21 protein-coding genes and 1 tRNA gene are annotated in these 22,922 nt (G+C 65.9%); 13 read left to right on the forward strand and 9 right to left on the reverse strand.

Features of this window, described 5'->3' with window-relative positions; genetic code table 11:
* Positions 1 to 88 precede the first annotated feature (88 nt).
* The 5 genes from LGM89_RS35660 (at position 89) to LGM89_RS35680 (ending at position 8,941) form a co-directional block, all read left to right on the forward strand.
* Positions 89 to 1,456, forward strand: a complete 1,368-nt coding sequence (locus tag LGM89_RS35660) for a sensor histidine kinase (RefSeq protein WP_226275623.1) — start codon at positions 89 to 91, stop codon at positions 1,454 to 1,456.
* A gap of 13 nt (positions 1,457 to 1,469) precedes the next feature.
* Positions 1,470 to 2,147, forward strand: coding sequence for a response regulator (locus LGM89_RS35665; RefSeq protein WP_175237685.1), 678 nt, complete (start codon positions 1,470 to 1,472; stop codon positions 2,145 to 2,147).
* 281 nt (positions 2,148 to 2,428) lie between these two features.
* Positions 2,429 to 3,559: a porin gene (locus LGM89_RS35670; RefSeq protein ID WP_226275593.1), complete on the forward strand. Its 1,131-nt coding sequence runs from the start codon at positions 2,429 to 2,431 to the stop codon at positions 3,557 to 3,559.
* Positions 3,560 to 3,896: 337 nt separating this feature from the next.
* On the forward strand, positions 3,897 to 5,915 hold the full coding sequence (locus LGM89_RS35675) for a site-specific DNA-methyltransferase (protein ID WP_226275595.1): 2,019 nt from the start codon (positions 3,897 to 3,899) through the stop codon (positions 5,913 to 5,915).
* Entirely contained in the window at positions 5,915 to 8,941 is a 3,027-nt protein-coding gene (locus LGM89_RS35680; protein WP_226275597.1) for a type III restriction-modification system endonuclease, read from the forward strand. Before LGM89_RS35675 ends, LGM89_RS35680 begins: the two co-directional genes overlap by 1 nt.
* A 256-nt stretch (positions 8,942 to 9,197) precedes the next feature.
* On the opposite strand, the gene LGM89_RS35685 is transcribed toward LGM89_RS35680, so the two are convergent.
* The 5 genes from LGM89_RS35685 to egtB form a co-directional block, all read right to left on the reverse strand.
* Positions 9,198 to 9,578, reverse strand: a complete 381-nt coding sequence (locus LGM89_RS35685; protein WP_089493784.1) for a hypothetical protein — start codon at positions 9,576 to 9,578, stop codon at positions 9,198 to 9,200.
* A gap of 188 nt (positions 9,579 to 9,766) precedes the next feature.
* A complete protein-coding gene (locus tag LGM89_RS35690; protein WP_226275599.1) occupies positions 9,767 to 10,021 on the reverse strand; it encodes a hypothetical protein in 255 nt (84 codons plus the stop codon).
* 43 nt (positions 10,022 to 10,064) lie between these two features.
* Complete coding sequence (locus LGM89_RS35695; RefSeq protein WP_089471846.1) at positions 10,065 to 10,367, reverse strand: hypothetical protein; 303 nt, start codon at positions 10,365 to 10,367, stop codon at positions 10,065 to 10,067.
* A 296-nt stretch (positions 10,368 to 10,663) separates the two neighbouring features.
* The gene (gene egtD, locus LGM89_RS35700; RefSeq protein ID WP_226275601.1) at positions 10,664 to 11,677 is read right to left on the reverse strand and encodes an L-histidine N(alpha)-methyltransferase; all 1,014 of its coding nucleotides are present in this window, start codon (positions 11,675 to 11,677) and stop codon (positions 10,664 to 10,666) included.
* Positions 11,661 to 12,884 (reverse strand): ergothioneine biosynthesis protein EgtB, encoded by a 1,224-nt coding sequence (gene egtB / locus LGM89_RS35705; RefSeq protein ID WP_226275604.1) that lies wholly within the window; start codon positions 12,882 to 12,884, stop codon positions 11,661 to 11,663. The genes egtD and egtB overlap by 17 nt, the downstream gene beginning before the upstream one ends.
* A 560-nt stretch (positions 12,885 to 13,444) precedes the next feature.
* Here egtB and LGM89_RS35710 point away from each other — a divergent pair.
* The gene (locus LGM89_RS35710; RefSeq protein WP_226275605.1) at positions 13,445 to 13,921 is read left to right on the forward strand and encodes a carboxymuconolactone decarboxylase family protein; all 477 of its coding nucleotides are present in this window, start codon (positions 13,445 to 13,447) and stop codon (positions 13,919 to 13,921) included.
* Complete coding sequence (locus LGM89_RS35715) at positions 13,921 to 14,802, forward strand: sigma-70 family RNA polymerase sigma factor (RefSeq protein ID WP_226275607.1); 882 nt, start codon at positions 13,921 to 13,923, stop codon at positions 14,800 to 14,802. Before LGM89_RS35710 ends, LGM89_RS35715 begins: the two co-directional genes overlap by 1 nt.
* Before the next feature lie 102 nt (positions 14,803 to 14,904).
* On the opposite strand, the gene LGM89_RS35720 is transcribed toward LGM89_RS35715, so the two are convergent.
* Complete coding sequence (locus LGM89_RS35720) at positions 14,905 to 15,408, reverse strand: DUF2628 domain-containing protein (protein ID WP_226275609.1); 504 nt, start codon at positions 15,406 to 15,408, stop codon at positions 14,905 to 14,907.
* A gap of 308 nt (positions 15,409 to 15,716) precedes the next feature.
* Positions 15,717 to 15,793 (reverse strand) — tRNA-Val (locus tag LGM89_RS35725).
* Positions 15,794 to 16,396: 603 nt separating this feature from the next.
* Between LGM89_RS35725 and LGM89_RS35730 the strand changes: the two genes are divergently transcribed.
* The 4 genes from LGM89_RS35730 (at position 16,397) to LGM89_RS35745 (ending at position 19,125) form a co-directional block, all read left to right on the forward strand.
* A complete protein-coding gene (locus tag LGM89_RS35730; RefSeq protein ID WP_226275611.1) occupies positions 16,397 to 16,774 on the forward strand; it encodes a hypothetical protein in 378 nt (125 codons plus the stop codon).
* Positions 16,774 to 17,490: a hypothetical protein gene (locus LGM89_RS35735; protein WP_226275613.1), complete on the forward strand. Its 717-nt coding sequence runs from the start codon at positions 16,774 to 16,776 to the stop codon at positions 17,488 to 17,490. The genes LGM89_RS35730 and LGM89_RS35735 overlap by 1 nt, the downstream gene beginning before the upstream one ends.
* 76 nt (positions 17,491 to 17,566) lie before the next feature.
* Positions 17,567 to 17,884, forward strand: a complete 318-nt coding sequence (locus tag LGM89_RS35740; RefSeq protein WP_226275615.1) for a hypothetical protein — start codon at positions 17,567 to 17,569, stop codon at positions 17,882 to 17,884.
* 680 nt (positions 17,885 to 18,564) lie between these two features.
* The gene (locus tag LGM89_RS35745) at positions 18,565 to 19,125 is read left to right on the forward strand and encodes a hypothetical protein (RefSeq protein ID WP_226275617.1); all 561 of its coding nucleotides are present in this window, start codon (positions 18,565 to 18,567) and stop codon (positions 19,123 to 19,125) included.
* Positions 19,126 to 19,372: 247 nt separating this feature from the next.
* Here the strand turns inward: LGM89_RS35745 and LGM89_RS35750 are convergent, their stop codons facing one another.
* The gene (locus LGM89_RS35750; RefSeq protein WP_226275619.1) at positions 19,373 to 20,131 is read right to left on the reverse strand and encodes an anti-sigma factor family protein; all 759 of its coding nucleotides are present in this window, start codon (positions 20,129 to 20,131) and stop codon (positions 19,373 to 19,375) included.
* On the reverse strand, positions 20,128 to 20,649 hold the full coding sequence (locus tag LGM89_RS35755; protein ID WP_089493773.1) for a sigma-70 family RNA polymerase sigma factor: 522 nt from the start codon (positions 20,647 to 20,649) through the stop codon (positions 20,128 to 20,130). The genes LGM89_RS35750 and LGM89_RS35755 overlap by 4 nt, the downstream gene beginning before the upstream one ends.
* 156 nt (positions 20,650 to 20,805) lie before the next feature.
* Between LGM89_RS35755 and LGM89_RS35760 the strand changes: the two genes are divergently transcribed.
* Both LGM89_RS35760 and LGM89_RS35765 read left to right on the forward strand, forming a co-directional pair.
* On the forward strand, positions 20,806 to 21,900 hold the full coding sequence (locus LGM89_RS35760) for a catalase family peroxidase (RefSeq protein WP_226275621.1): 1,095 nt from the start codon (positions 20,806 to 20,808) through the stop codon (positions 21,898 to 21,900).
* Positions 21,900 to 22,430 (forward strand): cytochrome b, encoded by a 531-nt coding sequence (locus LGM89_RS35765; protein WP_171026769.1) that lies wholly within the window; start codon positions 21,900 to 21,902, stop codon positions 22,428 to 22,430. Before LGM89_RS35760 ends, LGM89_RS35765 begins: the two co-directional genes overlap by 1 nt.
* The last annotated feature ends 492 nt before the right edge of the window (positions 22,431 to 22,922 follow it).

Genomic DNA, 22,922 nt, shown 5'->3' on the forward strand with positions numbered 1-22,922 from the left:
ACGCCGCAGACGGACGCCTGACATGACACACCCGACCGCGCCGGCGCTCCCGGCGCGGTTCGGCATTTCGGAGAAGGAGCGCAACGGGATGGCGCACAGCCTGCGCGGACGGCTGCTGTGGTGGCTGCTGCTGCCGCTCGCGGTGTTCGTGCTGATCGCCGGCGCGATGTCATACGACACCGCGCGGACCACGGCCGCGCTCGTGCAGGACAGCGCGCTCGTCGCGTCGGCGCGCACGATCGGCGAGGACATCGAATGGCGCGACGGGCGGCCGGCGGCCGACGTGCCGCCCGCCGCGCTGGAGATCTTCGAATCGCCGTCGCGCGACTCGGTGTTCTACAAGGTGATCGACGGCCACGACGGCCTGCTCGCCGGCAATCCTGCGCTCGACCTGCCGGCACGGCACGGCGTCGAGCCGACGCTGTACGACACGTCGCTCGACGGCGTGCCGCTGCGCGCGGTGGCCTATGACCGTCAGCTGTACGACGAGGGGCAGATCGAGACGGTGACGGTGGTCGTCGCGAAGACGACGCGTTCTTACGGCGCGATGGTCGCGACGATCTGGCGGCCGCAGCTCGTGCGTCTGTCGCTGATGCTGGTGCTCGCGGTGGTGCTCGTCTATCTCGGCCTCACGCTCGAGCTGCGCCCGCTGATGAAGCTGAAGGACGACGTGGCCGACCGCGGCCCGATGGAGCTGGAGCCGATCCGCCCCGAGCGGCTGCAGCACGAGTTGCGGCCGATCGTCGACGCGATCAACCAGTGCATCGCGCGGCTCAACACGCACACGGCCACGCAGCGCCGTTTCATCGCGGATGCCGCGCATCAGCTGCGCACGCCGATCGCGGTGCTCGATACGCAGATTCAGTACGCGCAGCAGCGCGGCAACGACGATCGTGAACTCGCATCGGTGCTCGACAGCATGCAGCGCAGCAGCCGCAAGATGGCCGACGTGACCGACAAGCTGCTGCTGCTCGCGCATGCGGAAGCGACGCCGTCGACGCTGCTGACCCATCGCGTCGATCTCGCGGCCGTGGTATCGAGCGTGCTGGAGGAAACGATCGTGCTCGCGCAGCAGCGCAATATCGATCTCGGCGCCGACCTCGGCGAACGGCTCGACGTCGCCGGCAGCGACAGCCTGCTGACCGCGCTGGTGATGAACCTCGTCGACAACGCGGTGCGCTATACGCAGCCGGGCGGCTGCGTGACGGTCTGCGGCCGCCGCGATGGCGACGCGATCGTGCTCGACGTCGTCGACAACGGCCCCGGTATCCCGGCCGAAGCGCGGCCGCACGTGTTCAAGCGGTTCTACCGCGTGTCGGCCGACACCGAAGGCTCGGGCCTCGGGCTCGCGATCGTCCGCGAGATCGCGCAGGCGCACGGCGGCAGCGTGTCGCTCGCGCCGGGAGCCGGCAATCGCGGTATCGTCGTAACCGTCCGGCTGCCCGCCTACGAATGAAGAGAAGGCCGTCATGAAACTCCTGCTGGTCGAAGACAACGCCGAACTCGCGCACTGGATCGTGAACCTGCTGCGCGGCGAGGATTTCGCGGTCGATGCCGTCGGCGACGGCGAGCGCGCCGACACGGTGCTGAAGACCGAACGCTACGACGCGGTGCTGCTCGACATGCGCCTGCCCGGCATCAGCGGCAAGGAAGTGCTCGCGCGGCTGCGGCGCCGCAACGACAACGTGCCGGTGCTGATGCTGACCGCGCACGGCTCGGTCGACGACAAGGTCGACTGCTTCGGCGCGGGCGCCGACGACTACGTCGTGAAGCCGTTCGAATCGCGCGAGCTGGTGGCCCGCATCCGCGCACTGATCCGCCGGCAGGCCGGCGTCGGCACGACGCAGCTCGTGTGCGGCGATCTCGTCTACGCATTCGGCACGCGCGAATTCCGCTGCGGCGACACGGTGCTCGCGCTGCGCCGGCGCGAGCATGCGATCCTCGAAACGCTGATGCTGCAGCAGAACAAGACGGTGTCGAAGGCCCGCCTGATGGACAGCGTGTTCGCGCTCGACGACGAGCCGAGCGCCGACGCGATCGACATCTACATCCACCGGCTGCGCAAGCATCTCGCGGGCAGCACGGCCGAGATCATCACGCTGCGCGGGCTCGGTTACATCCTGCGCATGAAGAGCACGCAGGACTGACGGGCCGCTTCGCGCGCCCTGAATACCGATTCGTAGCACGAAACGTCATCGATGCATGCCGGCGCCCCCGGCTTGCCTGCTTCCGTCCGCCTGCCCGATCCGCGATTGTTGCGCGTTCGGTGTTTTCACCGATCCGATTCTTGCGGCCGGGAAAGCGTCGTGAAGGATTGCACCCTCTACGATGCTACGCGTCGGCCCTCTCGCTGTGGCCGGCAAGAGTCGGCATACATTGCGTACTGCCAACGACCAGATTCCAATGCGGCAGCTCGGAGGAGACGATCTTGAAACGAAAAACCCTTGCCCTTTCCATCGCGGCGGCTGGCCTGTGCGCCGGCACCCACGCGCATGCGCAGTCGAGCGTGCAGCTCTACGGCCTGATGGACCTGAGCTTTCCGACCTACCGGACCCACGCCGACGCGAACGGCAATCACGTGATCGGGATGGGCAACGCAGGCGAGCCGTGGTTCAGCGGCAGCCGCTGGGGCCTGAAGGGCGCTGAAGACATCGGCGGCGGCACGAAGATCATCTTCCGCCTCGAAAGCGAATTCGTGGTCGCGAACGGCCAGATGGAAGACGAAGGCCAGATCTTCGACCGCGACGCATGGGTGGGCGTCGAGGACGAGCGCTTCGGCAAGCTGACGGCCGGCTTCCAGAACACGATCGCCCGCGATGCGTCCACGATCTACGGCGATGCGTACGGTTCCTCGAAGCTGTCGACCGAGGAAGGCGGCTGGACCAACTCGAACAACTTCAAGCAGATGATCTTCTACGCGGCCGGCCCGACCGGCACGCGCTACAACAACGGCGTCGCGTGGAAGAAGCTGTTCAGCAACGGCATCTTCGCGAGCGCCGGCTACCAGTTCAGCAACTCGACCGCGTTCGCGACCGGCTCCGCGTACCAGGTCGCGCTCGGCTACAACGGCGGGCCGTTCAACGTGTCGGGCTTCTACAACCACGTGAACCACGACGGTTACCGGAACCAGACGTTCTCGGTCGGCGGCAACTACACGTTCGACATCGTGCGCCTGAACGCCGGCTACTTCCGCTACAACGGCGACCAGGGCTCGCTCGGCCAGCGTCACGACGATTCGTGGACGGTGTCGATGAAGATCGCGCCGAAGGGCGCGCTCGACTACGAGCTCGGCTACCAGCAGATGCGCATCAAGAACGCCGCGAACAACGCGGACGGCTTCACGCCGAACGCCAACCTCGGCGCGTTCAGCCTGACCAACGGCGTCGCCAACGGCTTCAAGGAGACGATCTACGGGTCGGTGTTCTACCACCTGAGCAAGCGCACCGAGGTCTACCTGGCCGGCGACTACATGAAGCTGCATGGCGGCTACACGGTGTCGTCGACGTTCGGCGCGAAGAACCAGCTCGAACTGACGTCGGGCATCCGCACGCGCTTCTGACCCGAAACGGGGCCCGACGGGCCCCGTCCCACCCTCCGTCCGGGATTCTCCATGCGGGCACGCCGGCGCTGGGCGCCGACCGTGCCCTTTTTTTCGTCCTTTCCGGCGGGCTCCGGCGGATACCCTCCAGGCGGCCGCCGGCCGACCTTGCGACAACCCGCCCGAAGCCGCTTGCGGCCCGTCCGGCGGGCAATCGCGGCCGATGCCCGCACGATCGCCTCACATCGGCGCTTGACCTCGGCCGGGTGACTCGATAGCGTTTCGGGTTTGCCCGGGTGGCCGTTGCCGCCGCTGCCGTGAGTGCGCCCGATGTCCTGGCGCGCGCGGCCGGGCTCCGATGGAAAAGACGATGCAGAAACTCGATGCGGCCAGCCCGCAGGCGATGTCGACGGATTTCACCGCCGACAACGTCGCGCGCCTGAAGGCGCTGTTCCCCGAACTCGTGACCGAAGGCCCCGACGGCGCGTCGGTCGATGTCGACGTGCTGAAGGCGCTGGTCGGCGACCGCACGGTCGGCGACGCCGACGAGCGCTACGGCTTCCACTGGCACGGCAAGCGCAGCGCGCGCCAGGCCGCGCTCACGCCGTCGACGGGCACGCTGCGGCCCTGCCCCGACGACAGCGTCGCGTGGGACGACACGCGCCATCTCGTGATCGAGGGCGACAACCTCGACGTGATGAAGCTGCTGCACAAGAGCTACGCGGGCAAGGTGAAGCTCTTCTACATCGACCCGCCGTACAACACCGGCAGCGATTTCGTCTATCCGGACGACTTCAGCGACAGCATCCGCCACTACCTGGCGATGACCGGACAGACCCAGGGCGGCGTGAAGCGCAGCACCAACACCGAGGCGAACGGCCGGTTCCACACCGACTGGCTGAACATGATGTATCCGCGCCTGAAGCTCGCGCACGCGCTGCTGTCCGACGAAGGGCTGATCGCCGTGCACATCGACGAGCATGAAGTGCATGCGCTGGTGCTGATGCTGCGCGAGATCTTCGGCGAGGAGAACGAGCTCGGCGTGGCCGTGTGGGACAAGCGCAACCCGAAGGGCGACGCGCGCGGCGTCGCGTACCAGCACGAATCGCTGGTGCTGTTCGCGCGCAACGCCGAGACGCTGCTCGAACAGGCGCCGCTCAAGCGCCCGAAACGCAATGCGCAGCGCATGCTCGACGCCGCGCACGACGCCGTGTACCGCAGCGGCAACGCGAAGGACGCGCAGAAGGCGTACCGCGCATGGATGAAGGCGCAGACCAACCTGTCCGGCGGCGAGGTGATGTACGACCGGCTGTCGCCGGAAGGCCGCGTGTACCGCCTCGTGTCGATGGCCTGGCCGAACAAGAAGAAGGCGCCGGACGAGTATTTCACGCCGCTGATCCACCCGGTCACCGGCAAGCCGTGCGCGATGCCGGCGCGCGGCTGGCGCAACCCGCCCGCGACGATGCAGGCGCTGATCGAGCGCGGCCAGATCGAATTCGGCGCGGATGAAACCACGCAGCCGCAGCGGATCTACTACCTCGACGAGAACATGTACGAGAACGTGCCGTCGGTGCTGCCGTTCGCCGGCTCCGACGACGCGCTGCTGAAGACGCTCGGCATCCCGTTCGACCTGCCGAAGCCGGTCGATTTCGCGGCGGCCGTGATCGGCTGGTGCACGCGCGGCGACGACATCGTGCTCGACTGCTTCGCCGGTTCCGGCTCGACCGGCCACGCGGTGATGCAGGTGAACGCGACCGACGGCGGCGCGCGCCGCTACATCCTCGTGCAGCTGCCCGAGGCGCTCGACCGCCGCGACAAGACGCAGACGGCAGCCGCCGACTTCTGCGCGAAGCTGAAGAAGCCGCTGACGCTCGCCGAAATCACGAAGGAGCGCCTGCGCCGCGCCGCGCAACAGGTCGCGCGCGACTATCCGGAAAGCTATGGCGACCTCGGCTTTCGCGTGTACCGGCTCGACACGACCAACGTGATCGAGTGGGACCCGCGCCGCGACGACTTCGACCACGCGCTCTTCGCGTCCGTCGAGCACGTGAAGACCGGCCGCACCGAGGACGACCTGCTCGCCGAGCTGACGCTGAAGCTCGGCCTCGACCTGTGTACGCCGGTCGAGCATCACCCGGTGGCGGGCAAGACCGTGCACCTCATCGGGCGCTCGATCGTCGCGTGCTTCGATGCACGCATTTCGCGCGACGACGCGGGGCCGCTGGCCGACGGCATCGTCGACCTGCTCGATGCGACCGGCACGACGCACGACGTCACGTGCCTGTTCCGCGACAGCGGTTTCGTCGACGACGTCGCGAAGCTCAATCTCGCCGCGCTGCTCGAACAGCACGGCGTGAAGCGCGTGCGGAGCCTGTGATGCGGCTGCATTTCGAAGCGGATCTCGACTACCAGCGTGAGGCGATCGACGCCGTCTGCGACCTGTTTCGCGGCCAGGAATCGTATCGTGGCGACTTCAGCGTGCTCGCGAACGCCGCGCCCGGCACGACGGCCGCCGCGCAAGGCTCGCTCGGCTTCGCGGTGTCGGAACAGGGCGTCGGCAACCGGCTGTCGCTGACAGACGACGCGCTCGCGCGCAATCTCGCCGACGTGCAGCTGCGCGGCGGGCTGCCGCCGTCCGGCCTGCCCGGCTCGCGCGACTTCACCGTCGAGATGGAAACCGGCACCGGCAAGACCTACGTGTACCTGCGCACGATCTTCGAGCTGAACCGCCGCTACGGCTTCACGAAGTTCGTGATCGTCGTGCCGTCGATCGCGATCAAGGAAGGCGTGCACAAGACGCTCGCGATCACCGAGGATCACTTCCGCGCGCTGTATGCGGGCGTGCCGTACGACTACTTCCTGTACGACTCCGCGAAGCTCGGCCAGGTGCGCCACTTCGCGGCGAGCGCGGCGATCCAGATCATGGTGATGACGGTCGCGGCGATCAACAAGAAGGAAATCAACAACCTCTACAAGGACAGCGAGAAGACCGGCGGCGAGAAGCCGATCGACCTGATCCGCGCGACGCGGCCGATCGTGATCGTCGACGAGCCGCAAAGCGTCGACGGCGGGCTCGAAGGCCGCGGCCGCGAAGCGCTCGCCGCGATGGCGCCGCTCTGCACGCTGCGCTATTCGGCCACGCACGTCGACCGTCACCACATGGTGTACCGGCTCGACGCGGTCGACGCGTACGAGCGCAAGCTGGTCAAGCAGATCGAGATCGCGTCGGCGATCGTCGAGGATGCGCACAACAAGCCGTACGTGCGGCTCGTCGGCGTGTCGAACCGGCGCGGCGCGATCAGCGCGCGCATCGAGCTCGACGTCGCGACGACGGCCGGCGTGAAACGCCAGATCGTGTCGGCCACCGACGGCGACGATCTCGAACGCCTGACCAAGCGCGCGCTGTACGCGGGGCTGCGGATCGGCGAAGTCCATGCGGTGAAGGGCGCCGAATACGTCGAGCTGCGCCATCCGGAAGGCGAGGCGTTCCTGTCGCTCGGCGAGGCGTTCGGCGACATCGACACGCTCGCCGTGCAGCGCGAGATGATCCGCCGCACGATTCGCGAGCATCTCGACAAGGAGCTGCGCCTGGCCGAACGCGGCGTGAAGGTGCTGTCGCTGTTCTTCGTCGATTCGGTCGAGCGCTATCGCCGCTACGACGAGAACGGCATGCCCGCGAAGGGCGACTACGCGCTGATCTTCGAAGAGGAATACGCACGTGCGGCACGCGTGCCGGCCTATCGCGCACTGTTCGACGGCGTCGACGTCGCGCTCGAAGTCGGCCGCGCGCACAACGGCTACTTCTCGATCGACCGCAAGGGCGGCTGGACCGATACGAGCGAAAGCAGCGCCGCGGCGCGCGAGAACGCGGAGCGTGCGTACGGCCTGATCATGCGCGAGAAGGAAGCGCTGCTGTCGTTCGACACGCCGCTGAAGTTCATCTTCTCGCACTCGGCGCTGAAGGAAGGCTGGGACAACCCGAACGTGTTCCAGATCTGCACGTTGCGCGACATCCAGACCGAACGCGAGCGCCGCCAGACGCTCGGCCGCGGGCTGCGCCTCGCCGTCGACCAGGACGGCGAACGCGTGCGCGATCCGGGCGTGAACACGCTCACTGTGATCGCGACCGAGCGCTACGAGTCGTTCGCGGAGAACCTGCAGAAGGAAATCGAGGCCGATACGGGCATCCGGTTCGGGATCGTCGAGGAACACCAGTTCGCGGCGCTGCCCGTGCAGGAAGGCGACGGGCCCGCGCATGCGCTCGGCGTCGAGCTGTCGCGCGTGCTGTGGAACCACCTGCACGAGCAAGGCTACGTCGACGCGCAGGGCAAGGTGCTCGACCGGCTGAAGGATGCGCTGCGCCAGAGCGCGCTGGTGCTGCCGGAGGCGTTCGAGATGCTGCGCGCGCCGATCGTCGCGACGCTGCGCAAGCTGTCGGGCCGCTTTGCGGTGCGCAACGCGGACGAGCGCCGTGCGATCGCGCTGCGGCGCGATGCGTCGGGCAAGGCCGTCGTGTTCGGCGAGGATTTCCGCGCGTTGTGGGACCGCATCCGCCATCGCACCGTGTACCGCGTCGAGTTCGACAACGCGAAGCTCGTGCGCGACTGCGCGGCCGCGCTGCACGACGCGCCGGACATCGCGCGCGCCCGGCTGCAATGGCGCAAGGCCGAGATCGACATCGGCAAGGCCGGCATCGAGGCGATCGAGGTGGCCGGCGCCGGCACGGTGCTGCTCGACGAAGGCGAGCTGCCGCTGCCCGACCTGCTCACCGAACTGCAGGACCGCACGCAGCTCACGCGCCGTTCGCTCGCGACGATCCTGGCCGACAGCGGCCGGCTCGAGGATTTCCGCGTGAATCCGCAGCAGTTCATCGCGGTCGCGGCCGATGCGATCAACCGCTGCAAGCGGCTCGCGCTCGTCGCGGGCATCGCGTACCACAAGCTCGGCGAGCGTCATGTGCATGCGCTTGAATCGTTCGAGAGCGAGGCGCTGACCGGCTACCTGCGCAACCTGCGGCCCGATGCGCAGAAGTCGATCCACGAGGCGGTCGTGTGCGAGACGGACGCGGAGCGTGCGTTCGCCGATGCGCTCGAGGCGCACGACGGCGTGAAGCTGTACGCGAAGCTGCCTGCGTGGTTCCGCGTGCAGACGCCGCTCGGCAGCTATCACCCGGACTGGGCGGTGCTCGCGGAACAGGACGGCGGCGAACGGCTGTACTTCGTCGTCGATACGCCGAATGCGGACGGCCACGTGCCGAGCGAGCACGAGCGGGCGAAGCTCGCGTGCGGCGAGGCGCATTTCCGGGCGCTGGTGGACGGCGACGATGCGGCGCGCTTCGTGCGCGTCAGACAGGCGGACGCGTTGTTTGAACCTGCAGTGCCCCTGGCGAGCGCCGGGCGCTGAAACGAAGGGCGGCGATGAGCCGCCCTTTTTTATCGGCTTTCTCGACGCGGCCTGGCGCGCTCGTCATGCGCGCGCCTTGCGCCGATTTCCGGTCTGTTACACGCGTGTAAGCGATCCGTATTCGCGCCCGTTCGCGGCGCGGTTACCGCTGGTTGCAAATCGGGTCGGCACGATGTTTTCGCGCGACAGCCGCGTTGCATTCCCGCCATGAAAAAAGGGCGCCGAAGCGCCCTTCCGTCACGATTGCGCGCCGCGCTTAAAGCGTGCGGCCCAATGCGTGGCGATGCGAATGATGCGTGGACGTCGACACGTGCGTCGTGTGGCCATGCGCATGGGCGTGCGTGTGACCGCGGCCCGGCTGCGCGCCGGCGCGATCGGCGATCGTGTCTGAGCGGTCGGCCGCGCGCGACAGGCCCTTGTCGCGGTCGCCCGCGTGCATGCCGTTCGAGTTGCTCAGCGCCTGGCCGCTCATGTGGCCAGCGGACATGCCGCCTGCATTCCCGCCCAGGCCACCTGCACCATGACCGCCACCACCACCGTTTCCACCGCCATTGCCGCCGGCTGCGGCATACGCGGACACTGTGCCGAGCGCGAGCAGCGCGGCCGTCAGTACGGACAGATATCGTTGCTGTTTCATCTTGTGCTCCCTGGAGCGCGTTCGTGTGACTGCATTCTATGAACGCGCCGGATTCGCGCCACACGACGTTGTAAATGATCGTAACGACGCGCGCGACGCGCATTCGTCAGATCAATCCGGATCGTGCTTGAGCGGGGAACGAGGCAGGTGGGCGCGGCGCCGCAGCGCCGCCCCGGTGACGTTGACGCTTACTGCGCCGGCTGCATGCCCTGCGCGGCGGCCCTGTGTTGCGCGGCCTGCTCCTGCGCCTGCTTCTTCGCCATGTGGTGGCCGACGATACAACCGCCCACCGCGCCGACGACCGCATGGTGCCCCGCATAGTGGCCGGCCACACCGCCGACCACCGCGCCCTTCATGCAGCCCGCCGCGTGCGCGCTGCCGATGGTGGCAAGCGCAACGACGGCCGCGGTGGCATACAGCCTGATGTGTCGAATGGGCGTCATGTTTTCATTCTCCTCATGTGGCGATCAAGTCGAGCCGCTTCGCTCAATCCCAGCGGCCGCCACGCCAGCCGCCGCGATCGCGCCACTCGTGCTCGCGCCATTCACGGCGGCGCCACTCGTGTTCGCGCCATTCGCGCTGACGCCAGCCGTCGCCACGCCAACCGTCGTCGCGATAGCCGACCGGCGCGTACATGACGGGCGGAGGCGGCGCCACGTAGACGGGCGCCGGCGCCACATAGGTGGGTACACCGATGCCGACCGACAGGTCGACGTGGGCCGATGCGACGCCCGAAGCTGCCAGCGCCGCTACACCGAGAACTGCACCGAGAATGAGTTTCTTGTTCATCTCGCAACTCCCTGCACGTGTCGTGCGTCATGTGAATACGGTTCGGAGTCTAGGCACCGGACACAGACACAGGTGAAACGGGTATGCGAGACAGGTAACGGACGTTTACAGGCGCCCACCAAGCCTTGCAGGACAAGGAAGAGGCGGCATTCCAAACACCGTTGCAGCGGTGCATCGGGCCGGTAAAAAAGGGGGGTTCGGCACGAAACCGGGTGATCGGCACGCGCAGGCGTGAACTGGAAAACACCGAAAGCGAACCGCCCGCACTATCCGCGGGCGGTTCGCAAGCACGTGCATCACGCGCGGATATCGTCGACGCTGCGCAGCCAGTGCACGCTGAACAGGTTGTCCGCGTCGGTCCACACGGTATCGGGCACGAATCCGGCGCGGCGTGCGATCGCATGGAAGCCGTCGATCGTGAACTTGTGCGAATTCTCCGTGTGGATGCGCTCGCCGGCGTCGAAGCGGAATGCGTGGCCACGCACGTGCACCGTCTGCGCGACGTCGCTGACGAGATGCATCTCGATGCGCTGTCGCACGGGGTCGTAGAACGCGCAATGCGAGAACGCGTCGACGTTGAAATCCGCACCAAGCTCGGTATTCGCGCGCACCAGCAGGTTCAGGTTGAACTGCGCGGTCACGCCCTGCGCATCGTTGTACGCGTCGTGCAGCGTGCGCTCGTCCTTCACGAGATCCGCGCCGACCAGCAAGCCGCCGCCACGCAGCAGCCGCGCGGCATCGCGCAGGAACGTATCGGCTTCTTCCGGCGCGAAGTTGCCGATCGTCGAACCGGGAAAGAAGCCGATGCGCCGCGCCGGTGTCGCGGTCAGCTCGGCCAGTTGCTCGGCCTTCGTGTAGTCGGCCGCGATCGGCGCGACGTCGAGCCACGGATACGCGGCACGCAGCCGGGCGGCGGCATCGTGCAGGTAGTCGGCCGAGATATCGACCGGCACGTAGCGCGCCGGCGCATTCGCGTAGTTGCCCGCGAACGCGTCGAGCAGCACGCGGATCTTCTCGAGCGAGCCCGCGCCGAATTCGACGAGTTCCGCATGCGGGCCGACGCGCCGCACGATCTCGGCCGCGCGATCGCGCAGGATGCCGAGTTCGGTGCGGGTCGGGTAATACTCGGGCAGCTCGCAGATGCGATCGAACAACGTGGAGCCGGCCGCATCGTAGAAGTATTTCGGCGGAATGCTGCGCGGCGTACGCGACAGCCCGTCGATCAGGTCGCGCTCGAACGCGCTCGGCCGCGAATCGCGGGCGGGTTGCTGGCCACCGCTCGTGGCCGTCCGGTCAGACGTCTCGCGCAAGTCGCACCCCCGTGAATTGCCAGCGCGCGGCCGGCGGAAAGAAATTGCGGTACGTCGGCCGTTCGTGTCCGGGCGGCGTCGCGATGCTGCTGCCGCGCAGGACTTGCTGGCCGACCATGAACTTGCCGTTGTATTCGGCCGCCACCCCGACGAGCGGCCGAAAGCCCGGATACGGCTCGTAGGACGAGCGCGTCCATTGCCACACGTGCCCGAGCATCTGCCGGATGCCTTCGGCGGGGAACGCGGCTTCCCATTCGAATTCGGTCGGCAGGCGCGCGCCGGCCCATTCCGCGTACGCGGCCGCTTCGTAGAAGCTCACGTGGCACACCGGTGCGTCGGGTGCGAGCGGCTCGACGCCGTGCAGGCCGAACGTGCGCCGCACGCGCGTGGCGGCCGCATCGTCGTCGTCGGGCATCCAGTACGCGGGCCCTTGCCACCCTTCCCGCTGCACCGTCGCCCAGCCGTCCGACAGCCAGAACTCGGGGCGCGTATAGCCGCCGTCCGCGACGAACGCCGCGAATTCCGCATTCGTCACCAGGCGGTTCGCGATCTCGTATGGCCGCACGAGCGCGGTATGACGCGGCCGTTCGTTGTCGAACGAGAACGCCTCGCCGTCGTGACCGATCTCGACAAGCCCGCCCGGCTGATGCAGCCAGCGCTGCGCGCCGGCGTCGCCCGCGGCCATCGCGCCAGCGTCCGTCCCGTTGCGCGGCCGGAACGCCGGCTTCAGCGGGTTGCACGAGAACGCATGCAGCATGTCGGTGACGATCAGCTCCTGATGCTGCTGCTCGTGATGCAGGCCAAGCACGACCTCGGGCGCGATCGTCTCGAGCAACGCCGCGTCGGCGCCGGCCAGCGCGCGCAGCATCGCGTCGTCGACGTATTGCCGGTACGCATGCACCTCGTCGAGCGACGGGCGCGAGAGCAGCCCGCGTTGCGGCCGCGGATGGCGCGGGCCGAGCGCTTCGTAATAGGAATTGAAGAGGAACTGGAAGGTCGCGTCGAACGGCGCGTAGCCGGGCACGCGGCGCATCAGCACGACGGTTTCGAAGAACCAGGTCGTATGCGCGAGGTGCCATTTCGTCGGACTGGCGTCGGGCATCGACTGCACGGCCTGGTCCTCGGCGGACAACGTCGCGGTCAACGCGACGCTATGGGCGCGCACGTCCTGGTAACGGCGCTGAAGCTGTGAGGCAAGGAGGCTCATCGGTTTACCGTCCACGTCGCGGTTCGCTGCGTTGCGTGTTGCCGGAAAAAGGAAAGCCTTGCGCGTGATGCGCGCGGCTGACGTGCGACCTGCTGCTGCGTCGTCGGGCAGCCGGCGCGCGCGCCGGGCCGCGGATGCGGCGTCACTTCATCTGCCCGTGCAGAACAGTATGGGCCAGAAATGTGAATGTTGCTGACCGAGATGCGGATGAAACGGCAGATAAATGTAAATGAAAGCAACCGATCAGTTGCCAATTGCTGACATCAGCGCGTATCGAGGGGCGTGCGGAAGGGCATGCGTCGGCCGTTGTGATCGACGCACGCCGCGGGCGTTCGCGCGGCCGTGATCGTTTCCCTGATGTAAATGCGAAATCGTCTGACCTGCGTGGGCGCGCGAAGCATGCTCGCCGCGTTTGCGTTCGACGAGCACCTGCCCGCCCTTCCCCCGCGGCCTTCCACGCCGACCTGCTCACCGGCTTCAAAAAAAATTTTGCGTCGATGTCACATACGCGGGGGGCTCGCTCGTCATGTCACCGGAACCCACACGAAAGGAGAAGGACCATGACTGAGAAACTCAACCCGTTTGCCGCCGCGCCCGCCCTGATGAAGCACTGGATGACCGTCTCGGTCGCCGCCGCGCAGAGCCTCGAGCCGACGCTGGTCGAGCTGGTCAAGATCCGCGCATCGCAGATCAACGCATGCGCGAACTGCATTAACATGCACGCGGCCGAAGCCCGCGAGCAAGGCGAGACCGAGCAGCGCATCTACCTGCTGTCCGCGTGGCGCGAAGCGCCCTGCTACACCGAACGCGAACGCGCGGCGCTCGGCTGGACCGACGCGCTCACGCGGCTGTCGGAGGACCACGCGGCGCACGAAGCGGCCTACGCGGCGCTGAACGACCACTTCAGCCAGGAGGAACAGGTGAAACTCACGCTGATGATCAACGTGATCAACGGCTGGAACCGGCTCGCGGTCGGCTTCGGGCTGTGGATCGAACCGGCCGAAGCAAAGGCCGCCGCCGCGAAGATGGTGGCCTGATGCCGAACCTCGACCCGGCCAACGGCAGCGTCGATGCACGGGCCGATGCGGCGGCGAGCTTCGACCCGCTGCGCCGCACGCTGATCCGCGTCGCATACCGGATGCTCGGTTCCGTCGCGGATGCCGAGGACATGGTGCAGGAGGCGTTCATCCGCTGGATGGACGTCGACCGCACCGAGGTGCGCGTGCCTGAAGCGTTCCTGCGCCGCATGGTGATGCGCATGTGCCTCGACCAGCTGAAGTCCGCGCGGCACCAGCGCGAGACCTATGTCGGCCCGTGGCTGCCCGAGCCGGTCGTCGAGGAAGACGAACAGGAAGACGTCACGCTGCCGCTGCTGCTCGCGCTCGAACGGCTCTCCCCGCTCGAACGCGCGGCGTTCCTGCTGCACGACGTGTTCGGCCTCGAGTTCGACGAAGTGGCCACGACGATCCAGCGCGACCCGGCCGCGTGCCGCCAGCTCGCTGCGCGGGCCCGCACGCATGTGCGCGAGGCGCGGCCGCGCTTCCATGTCGAGAAGCAACGCGGAATCGAATTGGCGGAAGCGTTTTTTGCGGCGTCACGCAGCGGCGACATGCGCGCGCTCGGCGCGATGCTCGCCGAGGACGTGAGCCTGCACGCGGATGGCGGCGGCAAACGCCCGGCCGCGGGCATCCCGGTGCTCGGCTTCGAGCGTGTGATGAAGGTGCACGAGTACCTGGCCAGGCTGTTCGCCACGCATGCGTCGAAGCTCGTGCGTGCGGGGTTCATCAACGGGCTGCCGGGTTTCGTGACGCAGGAAGCGGACGGCGAGCTGCAGACCACGGCGCTCGAGATCGAGGACGGGAAAATCGTCGCGGTCTATGTCGTGCGGAATCCTGACAAGTTGAAGCACCTGCATTGAGGGTGGCGGGATCACGCGTCGGGTGCCGTGCGCATGCGCGGCCGCGATGCGACCTTTTTCTTCGCCCTGCCGCCCTGCTTTACCGGCCGCCGGCTCCTGCGCTCAATACGTTCCGGCCACGAGGTAGATCAAGACGCCGAGCAACGGCGTCGCGATCGCGAAACCGGCTGCCGCGAGCCAGTTCGTGCCGCCCTGCGCTTCCAGCAACGCGAGCAACGATTCGCGGGACGTCGCGCTCGAGCGTAGTTTTTCGATCCTGCGTTCGACGTGCGTCCTGTAGAGGCTGTTCCCGCACCAGCCGAGCGTGACCGCGATCCCGATGGTGACCGGGTCGAACGTGGTCGATTCGAAGTAACGCGGGAAGAACAGCAGCTCGACCAGCGTGGTCGCGAGCGTCACGCCAAGGACGGCCGCCGCCTGCCAGTACATGCAGCGATACGCCATCCACACCGGGCCGAGGAAACAGGCTGCCCAGTTCCACGACTGCCGGTTCTTTCGCGACGCGGCGATCTCCCACTTCCTTTCGAACCAGGCGGCTTTCTTGCCGACGTAAGCGGCGATCTCGTCGTTGCTCGCGAATGACGTGGCGGTCGTGACGTCGGACATGGTCGTGTGCTCTCAGTCGCGCGGATCGCGCGTCGTTGTTTTGATGTGTGGGAGATCGGACGACGGTCGGAGCCGCCGCGTCGATGCGCACACGATTCTACGCGCGGCGTAGTGGCCGTTGTATGGCGGATCGAGGTGTCGGCGAGGAAGGATGCGATGCCGTGGATCGCGCCACGCATCGGGGCGACATGCGTCGTTTCGGCCGGAAAAAGAAAAACGCCACGCGATGTTGCCGCGTGGCGTTTGTATGTTGGCGAGCCGCATTGCCTGTAGGCAAGTTGTGCTGCCAGACCCCTTCATTTGTTCGTTGGTAGGCTCGATTGGATTCGAACCAACGACCCCCACCATGTCAAGGTGGTGCTCTAACCAACTGAGCTACGAGCCTAAGAAGCCGCGAATTATAGAGAGGGTTTTTGAGGAGCACAAGCCCCTTCGTGAAAATTTTTTGAATCGGCGTGCGCGGAGGCCGACGATCGATGTTGCGTGGCGATGCCGCGAACGCTGCCTTCACCTGTTCGCATCACAGCAAAACGCGTCGATGCGCTGTGGTGTTATCCACATTGCCCTCTGGATAACCATCCGGCAAGCCTCTGGATTCACAGTGGAACGATTGAGGATATGTCGCCGCGGCTGTGAATCGACGAAAAGTTGTTCTGTGCTGCCGGGAGCTGTTCACGTCGCGCACCCAGGGTTATGCATTCCGCTTCCCGTCGAGAATTCATGGGGTTAGGGACGTTATCCACTGTGAGGCACAGGGTTTGTTAACTATCACTACGTATGTATACGAACTCTGTTAACACCTTTGGATAAGCACAGTCCGTCGACTGTGATCCGTGCAGGATATGCACTGCGTGCGGTGATCGGATGAACGAAGCGGCAAGCTGTGAGACGCATCGGACGATGCGCGAGCCGCTGTGTCTGTAGAATCGCCGGCATTCAGGATGCGAAGGACTGGCGCACAGGCTCGCGACAGATGAGCGATTCTTCGTTGGCCCGGCTCGACGCACTCGAGATCGATGCCGTCGTACGCCGGTTGCAGCAACATCCGGGCGACATCGTGCTCGAGCAGCGCGCGTCGATGCCGGAGGCCAATGTCCTGTGTTGCCGCTACCAAGGCGAGCGATTCAACGTGAAGTTCGATCTCGACTATCGGGTGTTCGTCGATCGTGTCGGGAAGCTGTCCGGCGAGGACGTTGCAAAGATCGTCGGATGGCTTGCGAAGGAAGCAGGGCGATCACCGTATATTTCTCGTCGCGACATGCGACGGTCGAGTTCGAACCCTGAGCCATCGAAGATGACGACCGACACGATGAAACCGAAGCAAGACTTGGGCAACGCGAGCGCTGCCCGCAACCGGAGCGGGTAATGGGCCCCATTCACTGCGGTCGGCACGGACACGACAACGGCATCACGACATCGAAGGGCATTGCCGCGCGCATCCGGCAGCGCGGGCAGTTCATGTCCGGCGAGCTCGTGAAGGTTTCGCTCGACCGACGGAAATACAGCCTGGAAAGGTGGATGCTGCGTGCTGAACTTGCCGAGCACGAGGTCGATGCGACCTTTATCGACAACGTTGCGCACGTGACGGCGTTTCCGAAGATCGCGGCGCTGGAGCGCTTGCGGGAGCGTCTGTGTTCGGCATGCCTGGACGAGCTGCTCGTGCGTTCCGGCGAGGCGCCCTATAAACCGACGACGAAAGAGCAAGCGTTCGACACGTCCGTCGTCGCGGCGAATGCGAAGTGGTCGAGCGGGGACGCGCGCTGCGAGTTGCACGGCTTGATCCGACCGACGCGAACCTCACCGGATATCGAGGCCGCTATCTTGTCGATCGACGTGATCCGCGATTGTCACGTCGTGCGGGTGACCAATGCCAGCGTGGAGCATGGGGCCACGCATTGGTTTGACGAAGCGTTCTTGCGGAAGGTGCTCGGGCCGGACATCGACATCGTTGAATCGACGTTTCGCATCGGTGATCGGGCCACGTTCGTGCAGATGTGGGACGCCGGTGAGCTCGTGTGTCCGGTGTGCCTGCGAGAGGTGCTGGAACGTAGCGGTCTGCGCAAGGACGACACGCGGACGTGAACGCAACGGAGCAATCGTGATGGGCATGATCGCGCAGTACGACATCGGTCCTAACCAGTAATATCCGGAGAACACCATGAGCAAGCTGAATTTCGGCAGGATCGATCGTTGTTCCGTCTGGCTCAATACCTCGACGTTGCTCGGCCTGAAGTCCGCCTATGAGGAATTTGCGAAGACCGGGCAAGACCTGCGCAACTTCGAGATCTGCATCGAGGATGCAAGTGCCGCCAAGGTCGATCCGAAGCCCGAGGACGCCGTCATCCGCGTGACGTTCTCGGCGAAGATGCCGCCGGGCATGCGCGGGCTCGGTAACGCGAGTCCGCTCGGGACGTCGATCCAGTACGTCGTTTCTCCGGAAACTGGCGAGATTCTCAGGGTTTATCTGACCAAGTGACTTCGGAGGTGGTGAAGGTCGTCAGCCTTCACGTGTGGACAACTGCGGCACAAAACGATGCGAAACGCTGTGCTGACACAAGGTGAGCGTTTGCCCGGATCACCAGTTGGGTGCGGATCTCGGCGAATGTTGACCTCGACAAGCCGATCAGAATGTTCGAGCACGCGACTGAACGGAGAGAAGCAAGCGCTGAGAACGGGGTGCATGCGGAACGTGCAACGTGTTCGTGCGCTTGTCCACAGCGTGTATGTGGACAACTCACACACCCAACCAGTCGAATCGCTGTGCGTCGGACAGGTGAGCGCCATGCATTCGACCATGCGAATCAGCCCGAACGCCTCGTCTGACAGGGATTTTCCGGAATAGCGCAGGCGATGTGGAGCCTGCTGGCGCGATCCGTCGTGATGGAATGCCTTGTGGATATCGAGCAGCCAACGCACTCGAAATCCTGTGCATTCAACGGGTGAGGGTACGCGAATTCGGCGAGGATGTTCGCATTACCTCACGGGTCGTGGATATCGCGCTTTCATACAAGTCGACTCCACGATTCCCGACGCGCTTCAGGCACCGACTCGGCGAGCGTCGCGAGAGAAGGCGGCATATGCCAGGACAAAGTCGCCCAGCGAGGATGACCGTTCGCTATGCTGCCCGTGACAACGCACCGATTCCCTCCGATACACATGAGCGCAACTGCACGGACCATTCTCAAAGCCATTCTGAGCATCCCCATTGCCTTTGGGCTTGCCTATCCCCTTGTCCATCCCTCCGTAGACGGGGGCGTTCTCGGCGAAATAGCGGTGCTTGGGGCGATCGGCAGCATCGTCGTCATCGCGGTTTTCCTGGCGCTGGTCTATGCCTACGCGAGCGACCTCAGGACGACCCTGAAATCGGTCAACCGAGAATCGCGTGCGGCCGAACCCAACAGCGTCTGGCTGATGTTCCTCTTGCCCTACAACTTCATCGAGGACTTCTTCATTATTTCCAACGTGGCGAAGTCCCTGGAAGCGGAGTCTCGTATCAATCCGGCTCTGTCGGGGTTGCGCTCGTTCGGCCGGACCAGCGGCATCGGGTGGTGTCTCGCGCAGGTTCTTTCGTTGATACCCAATGCCATTGGCTCCATCGCGGGTGGTGTCGCGGTTTTCCTCTGGGTTTGGCACTGGGTGTTCGTACGCCGGACGAACAAGATGCTTGCCGGCAGCCAGGTCTCCGTGGCGACGCTACCTGGACGGACAGGATCGTAGCCCTCGCTGGAAGCCGGATCGCTTACCCGTGATCGATGTGGATATCCTGTTCCGCAGCAACTCGAAACCCTGTGATTCCAAAGGTGAGGGCGCGGGCGTGGCGCGATGTGCATAACAGCCAGGGAGAGTCACTCGAAACGCTGTGCAGGCGAATGGTGAGCGGGCGCCCGTTCAAGCCCGCCGGGCCGCCCCACCAAAGGCGCCGGCGGCCGCCACCAACAGCCAGCCGGGCGCGCATCCTGCCACTTCAAGTCTGCTGGTCGAGCGCCTGCACGACTGCCTTTTCGCCAAGACTCCCCGTCGGCCCGACCACCGCGTAGTTGAGCCCGTTCACCGATCCATACCGCGCGAGCAGCGCACCGTCCACCCGTTGCCCGGCCGGCAGCAGCCGATGTTTCGATTCCGCCGGCCGGAGATAGAAGCTCAGCGCCCGTCCGGCCTCGTCCTCATAGAGCACCATCGCGGCAGTCGCCCCGCTGTCCGTCGTGAACAACCGCCCACCGACCGGCCTGAACCCCGCCGCGCTCAAATCCGGCAGCTTCGCCGACGCGCCCACGCCTTTGGTGAGCCATCCCTGCAAATCGCCCGCACCGGTCGGCCGGTAATCGACCTTGGCCGTCCGATCGACCACCATCATCTGGTAAGCCTTGACCGCATCGCTCATCGGCGCGATGGGCGGCGGCGCGTTCCACCCGCGCGCCTGCCAGCCGCCGAACGTCCCGAGCCCGATGCAGAACACGAACGAAGCCGCCATCGCGAACCGCATGCGCGCGCGATCGGCCCGCCGGCCACGAATCGCCGCCGGATCCAGCGCGGGATTGTCCGCCGGCATCCGCACGCTTTCGAGCGCGGCCCGCAACCGCTGCGCATCCTGCTGCCATTGCTTCACCTGTTCCGCGCGCGCCGGATGCAGCGCGAGATAGCGCTCGACCGCGGCACGCGCATCGTCGTCGAGCTGGCCGTCGACATAGGCCTGAAGGTCATGTTCGTTCGGAGGCGTGTTCATTTCTTCATCAACCGGAGAGAAGGAGCGGGAAGTTCGCCGTCGCTGAGCTGACGCAGCGCCTGGCGCGCGCGGGAGAGCCGCGACATCACGGTGCCGATCGGAATGTCGAGCAGGTCGGCGACTTCCTGATAGGTGAAGCCCTCGACCGCGACGAGCAGCAGCAGGCTGCGCTGCTCGTCGGAGAGCCGGCCGAATGCTTCGAGCGTCGCGCGCGCCGCGAATTCGCGTTCGGCGGACGGCCAGTGCGCTTCATCGTCGTCGCGAATGCGCCCAAGCAGCCACGCATAGCGCTTCGCGCTGCGTTTGCCGTCGAGAAACTGCCGGTACAGGATCGTGAAGAGCCAGCTGCGCAGCGACGCGTCGTCGCGGCGGCTCGTCCAGCGCGACAGCGCGCGCTCGAGCGTCGACTGGACGAGATCGTCGGCCGCATGGACGTCGCGGGCCAGCCAGAGTGCGAAGCGTCGCAGCCTGGGGAGGAGTTCGCGTAGTGCTTCGTCGTCGAGGGCGGTGGAGGGCATGGCCGGGCCGGTTGCCGAATGGGTCGAGATGCCACGTAGGACGCCGGTTGGCGCCGCTTATTCCACCAGCATACGAAAAAACTTTTCGTGGAATAAAGCGGTGCGGGCGGCGTCCTACGCGGGTTCGACAATGACCTGACGGTCGGGAGCCTATCTATGGAGCGATCTTCTTCCTCTTCTTCGCCGCAGCGCGAGCCCGGACGCGGGTGGTGGCGCTGGGCCGCGATCGGCGGCGCGGTGGCCGGCGTGGCCGTGGCGTTCGGGTATGTCGGCGGCTGGCTCGCGCCGGCGCGTCTGACCCCACACCGGATCGTCGACGCGTTGCAGACGGCCGGCGGCGGCATTCACCCGGGCTTCCGGCGCAATCACGCGAAGGGCGTGTGCGTGACCGGTTACTTCGAAGGCAACGGTGCGGCGAGCGCGTATTCGGTCGCGCCGTTCTTCAAGGCGGTGCGCACGCCGGTGGTCGGGCGGTTCGCGTTGCCGGGCGGGAATCCGTATGCACCCGACAGCAGCGTGCCGATCCGCAGCCTCGCGCTGAGGCTCACCGCGCCGGACGGCGAGCAATGGCGCACCGGGATGAACGCGATGCCCGTGTTTCCGGTCGCGACGCCGCAGGCGTTCTACGCGCAATTGATAGCAACCCGGCCCGATCCGAAGACGGGCAAGCCCGACCCGGCGAAGGTGAAGGCGTTTTTCGGCGCGCATCCGGAGACGGCCGCGTTCCTGCGGTGGATCAAAGGTGCGAAGCCGAGCGCGAGTTACGTCACCGAGAGCTATTACGGGTTGAACGCGTTCTACTTCGTCGACGCGGCGGGCAAGCGTCAGGCGGTGCGGTGGCGCGTCGTGCCGGAGCAGACGGCCGGCGCCGGCGACGTCGCGACGGCCGCGGACCCGAACGTGCTGCAGCAGGACGTGACGCAGCGGATCGCGGCCGGTGCGCAGAAGTGGAAGCTGCTGGTCACGCTGGCGGAGCCTGGCGACCCGGTGGACGACGCGACGAAGGTCTGGCCCGCGCAGCGCACGACGATCGATGCGGGCACGCTCGTGCTCGACCACGTGGAGGCGCAGGACAGCGGGCCGTGCCGCGACGTGAATTACGACCCGACGGTGCTGCCGCAGGGGATTCAGGTGTCGGGAGATCCGTTGCTGCCGGCGCGGTCGGCGGCTTACGCGGATTCATATCTGCGCAGGACGAGTGAAGAGGCCGGGGTAGCGGGCGTGGCGCGATTGAGTGGGGAGGGACGGTGATGAAGGCTTCGACGACGTTTGGCTTGCCGGCGCGGGTGCTGCACTGGGTGATGGCCGCGATGATCATCGCGATGCTGTTCATCGGGGTGGGGATGGTGGCGTCAGTTTCCGAGCGGCATGCGCTTCTGGTGGCGATCCACAAGCCGCTGGGTATTGCCGTGCTGGTGCTCGTGTGCGTGCGGATCGTGGTGCGGGTTCTGTCGAAGCCGCCGGCATTGCCCGAGGATCTGCCGTGGTGGCAGAAGGTTGCCGCGCACGGGTCGCATCTCGTGCTGTATGCACTGATGCTCGCGATGCCGCTGATCGGATGGGCGATGCTGTCGGCGGGCGGGTATCCGGTGACGCTGGGCGGTGGTGTGCAGCTGCCGGCGCTGGTGTCGGCTGATCCGGTGACGTTTGCCTGGCTCCGGGTCGCGCACCGGGTGCTGGCCTATCTGTTCTTCGCGACCTTCCTCGCGCACTTTGCCGCGGCGCTGTATCACGGGCTGATTCGGCGGGACGGCGTGGTGAGGGCGATGGTGGGGCGGTGAGCGACGGTGGGTTGCGTTCGATGCGGCGGGGCGGTTCACGGGCAACCGAGGCTGCTCCTGCCGTGTCGCTTCTATATGACTAATAGAGCGGTTCAGCGCCTCCGGCACCCCATGTCAAAATAATTTCACAAAAGGGGTTGCGGAGACTGGGGCAGGTGCTTAGAATCACGCCTCTTTCGCGCTAACGGAAACGCAGCGCGGGGGAAAGAAGGGAAGCGGTGCTGTTGATGTCGGTTTTAACGACTCCAGCGCAAACGGAATAAAACCGCAGTCGTCGCAACGAAGTAGTTAAAAAAGTTGTTGACGGATTTAAAAAAACGGTTGATAATCTCGCTTCTCTGCTGCTGAAAACGCAGCGCTGCCGGGAAACACGAAGTTCCTCGCAGAATGCTCTTTAAAAATTAACAGCCGATAAGTGTGGGCGCTTGATGGAAGCGAGCTGATCCTCGGATCAGATAGCGAAAGTATCAAGAGTCTCACACTAAAGTAAGT

The organism is Burkholderia sp. AU31624 (assembly GCF_020420065.1).
In the GTDB taxonomy this organism is placed as follows: Bacteria; Pseudomonadota; Gammaproteobacteria; order Burkholderiales; family Burkholderiaceae; genus Burkholderia.